Annotated in this window: 6 protein-coding genes; 2 read left to right on the top strand and 4 right to left on the bottom strand. The window is 77.8% G+C overall.

What is annotated here, in order from left to right:
• Positions 1-6 precede the first annotated feature (6 nt).
• From KPL59_RS29440 to KPL59_RS29425, 4 genes are all read right to left on the bottom strand, one after another.
• Positions 7-2,013, bottom strand: coding sequence for an AAA family ATPase (locus KPL59_RS29440; protein WP_226362711.1), 2,007 nt, complete (start codon positions 2,011-2,013; stop codon positions 7-9).
• A complete protein-coding gene (locus tag KPL59_RS29435; protein ID WP_226359020.1) occupies positions 2,000-4,270 on the bottom strand; it encodes an ATP-binding protein in 2,271 nt (756 codons plus the stop codon). Before KPL59_RS29435 ends, KPL59_RS29440 begins: the two co-directional genes overlap by 14 nt.
• Positions 4,267-6,957, bottom strand: a complete 2,691-nt coding sequence (locus tag KPL59_RS29430) for a LuxR family transcriptional regulator (protein WP_226362710.1) — start codon at positions 6,955-6,957, stop codon at positions 4,267-4,269. Before KPL59_RS29430 ends, KPL59_RS29435 begins: the two co-directional genes overlap by 4 nt.
• Positions 6,958-7,208: 251 nt before the next feature.
• Positions 7,209-7,478 (bottom strand): hypothetical protein, encoded by a 270-nt coding sequence (locus KPL59_RS29425; RefSeq protein ID WP_139320211.1) that lies wholly within the window; start codon positions 7,476-7,478, stop codon positions 7,209-7,211.
• 144 nt (positions 7,479-7,622) lie between these two features.
• Between KPL59_RS29425 and KPL59_RS29420 the strand changes: the two genes are divergently transcribed.
• Both KPL59_RS29420 and KPL59_RS37235 read left to right on the top strand, forming a co-directional pair.
• Positions 7,623-10,292, top strand: a complete 2,670-nt coding sequence (locus KPL59_RS29420) for a helix-turn-helix transcriptional regulator (protein ID WP_226362709.1) — start codon at positions 7,623-7,625, stop codon at positions 10,290-10,292.
• Entirely contained in the window at positions 10,231-12,990 is a 2,760-nt protein-coding gene (locus tag KPL59_RS37235; RefSeq protein WP_226362708.1) for a LuxR family transcriptional regulator, read from the top strand. The genes KPL59_RS29420 and KPL59_RS37235 overlap by 62 nt, the downstream gene beginning before the upstream one ends.
• Positions 12,991-13,024 lie beyond the last annotated feature (34 nt).

The raw sequence follows: 13,024 nt of genomic DNA, 5'->3' as shown, positions 1-13,024 counted from the left end.
AGCCGATCAGCGCAGACCCGCGTAGAACGCGCGGACGTCGTCGACCAGCAGCTCCGGCGTCTCCATGGCGGGGAAGTGCCCGCCGACGTCGAACTCGGTCCAGCGTGCGATGTTCCCGGTGTCGATCTCGGAACGGATGGAGTTGTCCGCGGCGAACACCGCCACCGCGGTGGGGACGACCGGTCCCTCCCAGGACGCCGTGTCGTCCCCGGCCGGTGGCGTCCAGGGCATCGCGCCGTGCATCGACTCGTACAGGAACTGGGCCGATCCCGCCCCGGACCCCCACAGCCACGTCGCGGTGACGGTCGTCAGCAGCTGGTCACGGTCGACGGCCTCGTCGGGTAGCCGCCGGGCCGGGTCGGTCCACGCCTGGAACTTCTCCGTGATCCAGGCGAGTTGGGCGACCGGCGAGTCGTGCAGAGCGACACCGATGGTGGAGGGCTGGTGTGACTGCAGCTGCAGGTAGCCGGTACCCGTGGCGGCGAACTCGGCGGCCCGCCGTGCCCGCACCTTCCCGGCGTCGTCCAGGGTGGCCTCCAGTCCCTCGGGCGTCTGCTCGTCGAGCCGGTGCCGACGGGTCCGGATGCGCAGGGCGAGCGGCCGGTCGCCGGCGGTGGCCGGGTCGGCGTCGGCCTGCCGGACCGCGTCGCGGACCTCGGCGGGCGCGGTGACGACGGCTCCCACCGGGAGGGCGGCGATGGCCCGGGCCCTGGCGCGCGGCCCGTCGAGGAGGGGAAGGGCCTGGGCGACGTGCCGGGTGGCGATCGTCGGGGCGTACCCGGACTCGGCAGCGGCCAGGTCGGCCAGGACCGATCCCCGCTCGGCGGGGGACAGGTCCCCGTCGAGCAGTACCCGCCGCAGGTGGTCGGCGGCGGTCCGGCCCCCGCCGACCGGGTCCTCGGCGAGGCACAGTGACGCGGCCGTCCGCAGGGTGTGCACCGCCCACCGCTCCAACGGCGTCGTGCAGGCCAGCAGATGTCCGGCCACCTCCGCCGGGGGCCGTCCGACCTCGTGCAGGAGGCGGGCCGCCTCGGCGTGCACGGTGCACCGGTCGGTGGGGCCGAGGGCGACGTCGGCGACCGCCGGATGGCTCGGGCCGGGCGGGTCGCGGTCGAGCAGCAGCCCGGCGTCGACCAGGCGGGCCCGCGCCGTCCTGGCCGCCGCCGCATCGAGACCGGACAGCCGGCGGATCGTCCCCGCGTCGCCATCCTCGTCGAGCACGACCACGGAGCGCAGGTAGCGGAGGGCCTCGTCGTCCAGGTCGCGCACGGCCCGGGCGAACCGCTCCAGCAGGGCCGGGGGGCGGAGTGCGCCGACCGGCGTCCGCGCTGCGGTGTCGTCCCCGGACGCCGCGGCCTCGGACAGCAGCTGGGTGAGCACCATCGGGTTGCCGAGGCTGGCCGCGTGGAACATGCCCGCTGTCCCCGGCGCCGACCCGGCCCCGATCCACTCCTCGACCACGGCGGTGGTGGCCCGGTCCGACAAGGGGTGGAGCCGGATGTCACGAGCGGTCGCCAGCAGTCTGCGGACCGATCGGCGGTCGGCTCCCCGGTCCCCGGCGAGCACCGAGCACACGAGGGCGACGGGTCGCTCGTGGGAGGACAGGGCGAGCTCGACGAGCCAGTCCAGGGACGGGTCGTCGGCCCACTGGAGATCGTCGACCAGCACCACCAGGGGACTGCCGGGTGCCGTCGTGCGGTCCAGGAGTCCGACGGGGTCGGCCAGGGCGGCGTCCTCGGCACCGACCGGGAGGTCGCCCTCGGTACGGCCCCCCGGCAGCAACGGATCGACCAGCTGGTGCACCACTCCGCGGGCGAACTCGCGCTCGGCCGGGGCGGCACACGCCCGCAGCACCTGCATCCCGGTGCTCCCGGCCCTCGCCGCGACGGCCCCGAGCACGGTCGTCCGGCCGGAGCCGATCCCCCCGCTCACCACGGCGGTCCCGCCGAGCCCGTCCCGTGCTCCGGCCAGGAGCGACCCGAGCCGTTCGAGCTCGCGCTCACGACCGTGCACGCGACACCTCCGGTGTCGATCCCACGGGGGGCAGCTCGCGCAGTGTCGCGGTGACCAGTGCGATCGGCGCGGGAGCCCCCCACCGGAGTGCCAGCCGGTGCTCGTCGAGTGCCAGCCTGCGGGCGGTGGCGTGGGAGCCGAGCCCGGCCAGCAGGCGGGCGGCCGTCGAGCGCCACGGTGCGATCGCGGGGTTGACCCGGCCCCGGTCGAGGAGCAGGCGACCGCACGCCATCAGCTCGTCGACCGCGTCCTGGGGGGAGCCGGAGAGCATGTGCACGATCCCCCGGACGTAGGTGAGCAACGCGACCCCCGCACGGTCGGTGTCCGAGGTGCTCCCGGCGAGGGCGACCGAGGTCGCCGTGGCCAGGTCACCGTCGACGACGTGCAGCAGCGCCTCGACCGCGTCGAGCAGCGGATCGCAGCCCGGCTTCCGGACGGCGGCGGGGCCGCGCCGGGCGGCACGCAGGTCGCGGCGCGCACCCTCCCAGGCCCCGGCGCGCAGCTCGATCAGGGCCGAGACGCCCAGCACCAGCGTGGGCACGCGCCCGGCCCCGGCCAGATCCAGGACGAGGCGGCGCATGCCGGCGCGCGCCTCGTCGTGGTGGCCGGAGGCCTGCAGGGTCATCGCGGCCGTCACCCGGGGGACGATCGGACGGTCCGCGTCCGGGTCCCCGACGACGGCCGCGGCCTCCCGGGCGAGCGCGAGCGCCCGTCGGCGGTCCCGTCCCAGCAGCAGCAGCGAGTACGCCCCGGCGCCGCCGGCGCCCTCGGGTGGCGGGCCGTGGTCGTCTCCCGCACCGTCGAAGCCGAGCTGTCGGACCTGGGTGGCGGACGGTCGGCAGGGTGCGGCCGCGCCGGCGAGTGCTCGGCGCGCGGCCCCGGTGTCGCCCTCGGCCAGCAGCAGGTCGATCGCGGAGCGGGTGGTGCGGGGACGGGGGTCGTCCCCGAGGTCCGGCGCCGGGTCGTCGTGCGGCTCCGGGTCCGGGCCCGAGGCGGCGAGCCGGGAGAGCAGCCGACGCGCGGCAGCCGGGTCGTGGTGTGCGCGCGCCGCGGCGAGCGTCGTCGTCAGCGGGCCGCGCAGAGCCGCGGGCACGTTCTCGTCGAACGCGCGTTCGGCAACGGCCGCCGCCTCGGCGTGTCTGCCGGCGGCGAGCAGCTCGCGGGCGCCCCGGTGCAGCAGACCGGCGACCCAGGGCTCGCCCTGGACCGGCGCCGCCAGCAGCACCCGGGCGATGTCGGACTCGGGCAGCGCGGCCCGGCGGGCCGCACGTGCCGCCCGCGTGAAGAGGGCGCGTCGCTCGGCGAGGGGCACGCGGCTCAGCACGACGTCCGCGGCGACCGGGTCCAGCACCGCCGGGTGGGTCCCGGCCAGGAGCCCGGTCGCGGCGAGCCGGGGACCGAGGTCTCCGCCGTGTCCGGTGGCCGGTCCGATGCGCCCGGCCAGCGCTGCGAGCGGACGACCGCACACCGCGATGCCGGTCAGCGTGTCGCGCAGGTCGTCGGGGAGGCCGTCGACGACCGCGTTCGCGTGGTCCTGCCGGGCCCTGTCGACGACGCGGGCCAGCCGGGCCGGGTCCCCGTCGCCGTCCCAGCGGTCGAGAACCGTCGACAGGACGGCCGGCACGCCGCCGGTCGCGCGCCGCAGCCGGACGGCGGTGGCGCGGTCCGGGACGTGGCCCAGCCGGTCGGTGACCGTGTCGCGGACCTCGGCGAGGGTCAGCCGGGCGGTCCGGACGACCGTGTCCTCCGGCAGACCCGGCGCCAGCGCCCACGACGAGCCCCCGTGGGTGCCGGTGTCGGACACGAGGACCCCGAACGAGGCGTGGTGCCGTCGTCGGAGCAGCATCTGCAGCCACTCCTGGCTCAGGGGGTCGGCCCACTGCAGGTCGTCGACCACGAGGAGCAGCGGCCGTCGACGCGCGGACTCCAGGACCGTGCGGCAGTACCGGTGCAGCGCCGCATGGTCGACCCGGCCCGGCGCGGTGGACGGGAGCGGCTCGCCGGGGCGGGGCCCGCACGCCGCGATCAGGCGGGACGTCGTCGACAGCGGACGGTCGTGGCGGCCCTCGACGGCGCGCGCGGCCAGTACGCGCACACCGCGTTCCCCGGCCCTGTCCGCTGCCCACCGCAGCAACGTGGACCGCCCCGTACCGGGCTCGCCCAGGACGACGGTGAAGGTCGGAGTGCCGCCCGCGACCCGGCGCACCGTCTCCAGGAGCGCGGCGTGCGCCCTGCGCCGGTCCGGACCCGCGGTCACGCCGCGCCGCCACGGTCGGCGGCGACCAACGGTGCGAGCCCGGTGCGGTCGGTGACGTCGAGCTTCCGGAACGCGCTCGTCAGGTGCACCTCGACGGTGCGGACCGTGACGAACAGCGCCCGGGCGATCTCCCGGTTGCGGGCACCCCCGGCGGCCAGGCGCACCACCCGCCGCTCGGCGGAGGTGAGGGGGTCCAGCGGAGAACCCGTCGGCCGCCGCATCCGGCCGCCCGCGCGGTGCAGGGCCGCCCGCGCCCGGGAGGCCTCCCGCGTCGCCCCGCAGCGGGCGGCGAGGGTCGCGGCCTCGCGCAGCTGACGGCGTGCCTCGATCACGTGCCCCGAGGCGAGCAGGCCGGTACCCCATCGGAGACGGGCCTCCACCAGCTCCGACCGGGCGGGTGAGTCGTCGAGCACCGCCACCGCCTCGGCCAGCAGATCCAGCCCGTCCGGACCGGGGATCGTCGCACCGCGGGCGGTGAGCGCGAGCCCGCGGGCCCTGGGGGTGCCCCACCGCGCGGCCAGCGCCGCGCCGTGCTCGACGACCGGGGCCGCGTCGTCGGGTCTCCCGAGATCGGCGAGGAGCAGGGCGGCACGCGCCCACCAGGGCGCGAACACGGCGTTGGCGATGCCGTCCTCGTCGAGGGCGGCGCCGCACCGCCGGTACAGCGCCAGTGCCCTGGTGTGCCGGCCGCGGGCCGCCGCGACGTCGCCCCGGGCGAGCAGCAGGTCGTGGTGCTCCCAGGTGAGGTCCTCGTCCCACCGGTGCTGCCGTGCGGCCAGGACCTCCGTCGCCCGGTCGACCGCGCCCCGACGCAGGTGCACCCCCGCCAGGACGATCGACGGGGTTCCGGTGCCGCAGTCCCGACCCGCCCGGCGGGCGGTCTCCATCGCCTCGCACGCAGCGGCCTCCGCCGCGGTCAGCTCCCCCGTGGCGAGACGGGCCTCGGCCAGCCCGCTCGTGGCCAGGGTCCGCGTCCAGGACGAGACCTCGTGCCCGGGGCGCCGCAGCACGCCCTCCAGCAGGGCGACGGACTCCTCGCAGCGGTCGGCCAGGCGCAGGACCCGCGCACAGGCCAGCGCCGTCCAGCCGGCGAGCTCGGTGTGCTCGCGGGGTGCCGCCCGACGAGCCAGCTCGACGGTCCGCGCGGGATCGCGTCCCGCGAGGAGCAGGGCGGTCGCGAGCATCGCGAGCTTGTGCCGGCCGGCTTCGGTGTCGCCCTCGGGGACGTCGGTCCGGTACGCCCGCTCGATCGTGCGGGCGACCGTCCGCCGCCGGTCCAGGCCGACGACGAGCAGCACCGCCTCGGCCGAGGTGCGCAGGTCCGCTGGTCGTGGCAGGACCTGCGGCTCGTCGTCCACGGTGTCGCGGTGGTCGAGCTCCTCCAGCGCCGACCGGAGGACCGCGGCCGCGTCCCCGGGGCCCCGGGCCGGCAGCGAGGCCATCGCGAGCTGCACGGCGACCTGCATCCGACGGGCCGGGTCCACCGCCGACGCGTGCGCGACGCGCAGGTGCTCGACCGCGCCGGTCGGGTCGGACACGGCGAGCGCGGAGGCCAGGCGCGACCGCAGGGCGACGTCGGCCGGCCGCGCGTCCACCACCGGGGCGAGATACCGCGCGAGGTCGGCGAACGCGGACCGGTCGGCCGCGCGGTCGGCGGCCTCCTGGAGCACGGTCAGCATCCAGGGCTCGGCGGGGTCGGGCAGCTGCAGCAGCAGCTCCGCGATGCGCTCGGCCGGCGCGCCCGCGTCGTTCAGCACGCGTGCGGCGCGCCGCCGGAGCCGTCCCAGCTCGTGGTCGGGGATCCGGTCCAGGACGGCTGTACGCAGGTGGTCGTCGCCGAGGTCCGTGCCGTCGGGGGTGAGCACTCCGGTCCGGGCGAGGGCACGCACGGCGCCGGCGGTCGGGCCGGGGCCGACCCCCGCGACGGCGGCGAGCGTCCCGATGGTGGACGGCCCCGCGACCGCGAGCGCCGCCGTGAGGCGTCCGACGCACGGACCTCCGAAACGCAGGTGCCAGTCGACCGTCTCGTCTGTCCGGCGGCGGGAGCTCCCCGGCGGCTCCGCCACCGGAGGCGGGGGGAGCGGTGTCGCGGTCCCGGCCCGCTCCGCGGGGCGCAGGGCCAGCGTCTCGGTCGACGGGGCACGCAGGGGCCAGAGCCGTTCGGGGAGGACCCCGTCGACGTCGGTGCGCGCCGCGAGGACGAGTCCGATCGGGAGGCCGTGCATCCGGCGCAGGAGGAACCCCAGGAAGGCCAGCGACCCGGCATCGCAGCACTGGACGTCGTCGACGATCAGCAGGAGGGGGCCGCGCGCGACGAGGTTCGTGGTGAACCGGTGGAGGGCGCGCAGCCGGCGGTGGAGCTCGTCCGGTGTCGCGGCAGGTCCGAGGTCGTCGAAGACCGTCGTGACCTCGTCGGTGTGACGCGCGGCCGGACCCAGTAGGTGTCCCACCGTTCCGAACGGGGTGGGTTCGGGGTCCAGTCGGCCGGTGGCGTGCAGCAGCCGGACGTCGTGGTCGTGGTGCCGGCGCAGGGCGTCGAGCAGGACCGTCTTGCCGGTCCCGGGTGCGCCGGTCAGCAGCCGGGCGATCGGCCTGCCGGCGGCGACGGTCGCGGGTGCCGCGGTGAGCCAGGCCCATTCCGTGGCCCGCCAGGACAGGTGGGCCGGCGGTCCTTCCCGCACCGTCACCGCCCTCCTCTCCCGGTACCGCCCGGTCGACTCCGTGCCGTCGGCGGCCTGCGCCGGGGCGTCCCGGGTGCGGTCGGTGGGGGGACGTCTCGCCGGGCACCCCCCTCGACGTGGGGAAACTCGGCCGCGAGCTCACGTATGACGGTACGAAGATCGAAACGAGGGCGTCAACGACCTGGCCCCGTAAGCGCTTAACATTGTGGACCGCCCGGCGGCTCGTGAGGGAGGTGTGGTTCGGTGTGTGGTCTAGGTCACTTCGGTGTGTGCGTCACGAGGCCGGCGGCCAGGAGGCCGTCCAGCCAGTCGTTCATCCGGTCGCGCACGTTCCACGGCTGGCAGCCCCACGCGTCGGCCAGGCGGATCGCGGCGTCGCCGACGTGCCATCCGTTCTCGGCCAGGCAGAGCCACATCGCGGTCTCCTCGAGGTTGCACAGCAGCGCACCGCCACCGGGGTGGTGCAGCTCCATCCAGCCGTTGTCCAACACGCGGGCGTCGACACCGGGCACGGGTCGGACGGTCACGCCGCCCACCCTGGCCGACGGCCGCCATGGATGTCACGCCGGTTCCGAGGACGAGGGCGCCGCGGGTGCCCGTCGGCCGCGTGCCGAGGACGACGGGATGGAGGAGGCTGGGCGTCGGCACGGCCGACGAACGGGGGAGACGCGATGACCGACCTCGGGTCCGGGCCCGGCGCGGTCTTCACCCCCGCCGACCGCGCGTTGCTCGCCCTGTTCGACACCGCGGTCGACCGGCTCCTCGGCCCCCGCACCGACGACGGCCGCGGCAGCCTGCTGGTGGTCGCCGGCCCGGTCGGGAGCGGGCGGACCGCCGCGTTGGGGGACTGCACCGTGCGTGCCGGTGGGCGTGGGGCGGTCACCCTGACCACGCGGTGCCACCCCGTCGACCGGGAGGTCCCCGGCGCGGTCGTGCGGAGCCTGCTCGGTCCCCGGGGCGCGGGAACCGGTGTCGCGGGCCCGACCGGGCGACCGGAGGCGGAGCTCGCCGACCTGCTGACCGGCCGGCCGGGAGTGCTCGTCGTCGACGACGCCGAGCACTGCGACGACCTGTCGGCGGGCTGGTTGGCCGATCTCGTCGACCCCGGCGCACGGCTTCCGGTCGTCGTGCTCCTCGGGGTCCTCGGGAACGGTGCGTCGGGCCTGCCCGACCCACTGGCGGCACGGGCAGAGGTGGTGCACGTCCTCGAGCCACTGGAACCCGTCCGGGTGGACGCGGTCGTGCGCGCCCGCTGGGGCCGGGAGGTCGGCGACGGTGTGCTCGCCGCGGTCCGGGAGGTCACCGGGGGGAACCCGCTGCTGCTGGCCGGGCTGCTGGACCTCCCGGACCCGCCCGACCCCGCGCAGGTGCGACGAGCCGGTTCGCCCCGTCTGCGGCTGCGGCTCGACGATGCGCTGCGCCGGTCCTCCCGGGACGTCGGGGAGCTGCTCGCGACGGTGGCGGTCCTGGGGGAGCACGCCACCCCGCAACGGTGCGCCGCGCTGGTCCCCGCGGCCGGGGCGGACCTCGCCGCAGCCCGTCGTGACGCGGTGGCCGCCGGACTGCTGGTCGACGGCGCCGCCCCGCGGCTGCGGCACCCGCTGGTCGGCCCCGCGGCCCTGGCGGTCCTGGATCCGCAGGAGCGCCGCCGCCTGCGTCTCGACGCGGCCGCGCTGCTCGCCGAGTCGGGCGAGCCGTCGGCGGCCGCCGACGTGCTGCACGACGTCGCGGGAACCCTGCCCGACGACATGGTCGCGGTCCTGTGCGACGCGGCCGAGCGGTCGCTCCGGCAGGACGCGCCGGACATCGCGGCCCGGCACCTGCAGCGCGCGCTCCTCGCCCATCCGACCGCCGCGCGCCGGGCGGAGGTGCTCGCGCGGCTCGCCGTCGTGGAGCGCGGCCTGCACCCCGGACGGGCCCGGCTCCGTGCGGTTCAGGCGGTCCCGTTGCTGCAGGGACTGCGCGAGCGCGCCGCGGCGCTGTGCGACGCCGGTGCGCTGGGACTGCATCTCGACCCCGCTCCGTCGGTCGCCCTGCTGCGCCGCACCGCGGCCGAGGTCGCAGGGGTCGAGGACCCCGACGACGACCTGCGCGACCTCGGGCTGCGACTGCAGGCCCGGGTCCACCAGCTCGACGGTCTCGGGGCGGCCGGGGTGGCCCGCAACGTCGCGCGTCTGCGCGAGCTCACCCGCGGCGGGGAGCCGCCCCTCGGCACGGCCGGTGAACGGGAGCGGACGGCGGTCCTGGTCCACTCCGCCGCGGTGGCCGGGGCACTCCCGGCGGCGCAGGTCGCCGAGCTCGCCCGGCGGATCCTCGACGCCGACCCCACCGCGAGCGCGCACGTGCACACCCCGACCGCCGCCGTGATCCCCTGCCTGTGCATGTCCGAGGCCACCTCCGGGCTCCCGGCCGTACTCACGACCGCGTCGGCGACCCCGGGCATCGCCCCGGTCACCGCCGCCGTGCTGCAGGCCGAGTACGCCGCGGTGCTGGTGTGCGGCAACCGGCCGGACGAGGGCGGGGAACTGAGCCGGACGGCCTACCGGGAGCTCGTCGCCCGTGCCCCCGGGACCGCACTTGCCGCGACCTTGCTCGTCCCGCTGTTCACCGCGGTGCACGACCCGGACCTGGCCCGTCGGGTCGTCGCGGACACCGATGCGCTGCCCGAGGTGCCCGACGACGTCGTCGCCGGGACGGCCATGCTGCGGGCCCAGGTCGCGGTGGCCGACGGTCTCCCGGCGGACGCACTGCGCCTGAGTCTGGAGGCCGGACGCGAGTTCGACCGGATCGGCTGGGTCGACGCGCCCCAGCCGTGGCGGAGCTGGGCGATCGAGCTCCGGCGCAGGGTCGGTGACGTCGGGGGCGCGCGTGAGCTCAGCGCACGTGAGCTCGCGCTCGCCAGGGCGTGGGGGGCACCTGCCCGGCTGGGCCGTGCCCTGAGGACGGCCGGGGAGCTGGAGTCCGGCACCGCCGCCGTCGCGTTGCTGCGGGAGGCCGTCGAGGTGCTTCGGCAGAGCTCGGACCGCGCGGAGGGCCGACGGGCCGCCCTGGCGTTGCGCCGCCGGACGGCCGGGCCGGTGCCGGTGCCCCCCGAGGACGCCTGTGGTCCGTCACGGCTGGCCGGACGACCGGCGGACCGCCGGCACGGTCTCACCCCGAGGGAGTACCGGACGGCGGAGCTGGCCGCGGGCGGGCGTACGAATCCCGAGATCGCCACGGCGCTCGGGACCAGCGTCCGGGGCGTCGAGAAGCACCTCACGCGGATCTACCGCAAGCTCGGTGTGGCCGGTCGGCCGGCACTGGGCCGGATGTGGGAGGAGGGGTCCGATCTCCACCGCTGACGGTCCGGACCCCGGACGACTGCTGGATCGTGACGCCGAGCTCACCGCGGTCCGGACCGCGGTCGACGCCGTCGCCGCCGGGCATCCACGGACGGTGGTCGTCGCCGGGCCGGCCGGGTCCGGGCGCACGACGCTGCTCGAGGTGACCGCCGGGCTCGCGGCGGCCCGCGGGCTGCCCGTACGGCGTCTCGGCGGGCCCGGCCCCCTCCCCGGCGGACCGCTCGTCGTCCTCGTCGACGACCTCGACGACGCCGCTGCGGAGGTCGGCCTGCGTGCGGCCGGACTGGCACGGGGGTCGGCGGGCCCGGCGCCGGTCCTGATCGTCGCCGCGCTGCGCGGCACGGGCTCGGGCCGCAGCACGCCCGGGGCGGTGACCGCCGACGACGTGGCGGCCTGCCTCGGCCCGGCGCCCCCGGCGGCGCGGCCGGCGATCGACGCGCTCCTGACCGCTGCCGGTGCCCGGTTGCTGCCGCTGCTGCCACTGCGGTCGGCGTCGACGCGGACGGTGCTGGACGCCGCGGACTGGCCGGTCGACGCGGTCGAGGCCGCACGCGCGGCGACCGCGGGACTGCCCGGATGGCTGGCCGCGCTGGGCGCCGAGCTCGCCGCCGACGGCGCGGACCGGACCGGCAGCGCCGCGCAGCCCGCTCTCGTGCGCGCGGCGGCCGAGCGGGTCACCGCCGCCCGGCTGCCTGCCGTGCTGCGGCGCCTCGGCCCCGAGGCGACCGCGCTGGTGCGCGCCGTCGCCGTGCTCGGGACCGGGGCCGGCCGGGACACCGTCGCGGCGCTGGCCGAGCTGGACGACATCGCCCGGGAGGCGGCATCGGCCCGGTCGGCCGCGTTCGGGGTCCTGGAGGCCGACGGCGTCCGGTTCCTGCTCCCGCAGGCCGCCGCCGTCGTCCTCGCTACCACCGACCCCGCGACCCTGCGGTCCACCCGCGCGCGGGCCGCGCGGATCCTCGACGCCGGCGGTGCCGCCCCGGAGACCGTCGCCGACCAGCTGCTCGGTGCGGGACCGCCGTCCGACGCCGCGGCGGTCGCGGTCCTCCGGACGTCCGGGACGGCGCTGCTCGCCGGCGGACAGCCGGGCCGGGCGGCGCTGCATCTCGGGCACGCGCTGGCCGGGCCGGTCCCCGTGAGCGACCGCGCCGCCCTGCTCACCGACCTCGCCGTCGCCGAGCGCAGCGCCGACCCCCGCCGTGCGCTGTCCCACCTGGACGCCGCGCTGGCGGTGCTGGCGGACCCGGTCGAGCGAGCACGGACCACGCTGCGTCTCGTCCCCCTGCTGGCCGGCGCCGGCACCGGTGCCCTGCTCCGCCGGATCGACGCGGCCCGGGACGGGTTGCCCGCCGCCGACCCACCGTCCGACCTGCGGATGCGGCTGGCGGCCCTGGAAGCGCACGTCGCGGCGGGGGACCTGCGCAACATCGGCCGCATCCACTCCTGGTCGGCGGGCACGGAGCGCGCCCGCACCGCATCCGGCCCGGGCGCCCGGGCGGTCCGGGGAGCCCACGCGCTCTGCTCCGCGTGGGCTCTGCGCGCGACCGCCGCCACCACGGAGCGGCGGCTCGCCGCCGCGCTCGGCGAGACCGACGAGTCCTTCCTGCGTCCCCTGCGGGTCGCCGCGCTGGGCGTGGTGGAGCGGACCGGTGGCGATGCGTCCCGGCACGCCGAGGACGAGCGCGTCCTGAGGAGCACCCGGCGCCGGGACCGGGCCGTCGTGCGGGCGCTGCTCCGCGCGGAGCGTGCTCTGGAACGCCTGCGCTCCGGCCACGTGCTCGACGCCCTGGCCGACGGGTTGCAGGCGCTGGAGGACCGCGGTGACGACATGGACCACGTCGTCGGCCCCGTCCGGTACGTCGTGGGCATCGCGCTGATCGAGGCCGGCCGCCCGCAGGAGGCCGTCCGACGGCTGCGTCCCGGCCCCGACGAGCCGGACCGCTGGTCGTGGCGGCACAGCTGGGTCCTCACCGCGCGGGCCGCGGCGGCCGAGGCGTCGGGCCGGCCGGAGGAGGCGCTGCGGCTTCTCGACGACGTCGAGCGGCGGATGCGTGCGGCCGGGGCGCTCAACCCGGCACCGCTGGACTGGCGGGAGCGGCTGTCGCTGCTCGCCCTCGGCGCGGGCGACACCACGCGCGCCGCCGAGCTGGCCCGCGAGCAGCTGGGTCTGGCCCGCCGCTGGCGGGCCTCCGGTGCGCTGGGGTCCGCACTGCGTACGTCCGGACTGGTGACCCCCGGCCGGGCCGGCACGACACTGCTCCGGCGGGCCCACGACGAGCTGGCCGGCTCGCCACGAACCCTGGAGTGGATCCGGTGCGGTCTCGATCTCGCCGAGCGCCTCGGGGCGGGCGACCCCGACGCGACCCGTCTCGCCACCGAGGCACTGGCGCTCGCCGAGGCACGTGGCGCCCGGCTGCAGGCCGACCGTGCCCACGCGCTGCTCCCGGCCGGCGAGGAGCATCGCGTGGGCACGGGTCGCCGGAACGGAGGTCTCACCGCCGCCGAGCGCGAGATCGCCCGGCTGGCCGCCTCGGGGATGACGAACCCCGAGATCGCGGGCGCGCTGCACCTGACCCGACGGACCGTGGAGCTCCACCTCACCCGGGCCTACCGCAAGCTCGGCATCTGCGGGCGGCACGAGCTGGGGGAGGCCCTCGGCGGCGCGGTGACCCCCGCGCGCCCGCCCCGGGCACCGTGACGGCCGACCCCGCAGCCGACGACCGCGCTCGACG

This window comes from Pseudonocardia sp. ICBG1142 (assembly GCF_020496255.1).
Taxonomy (GTDB): Bacteria; Actinomycetota; Actinomycetes; order Mycobacteriales; family Pseudonocardiaceae; genus Pseudonocardia.
Note: the sequence above shows the minus strand (reverse complement) of the source record. Positions and strands in the feature narration are given on the sequence as shown.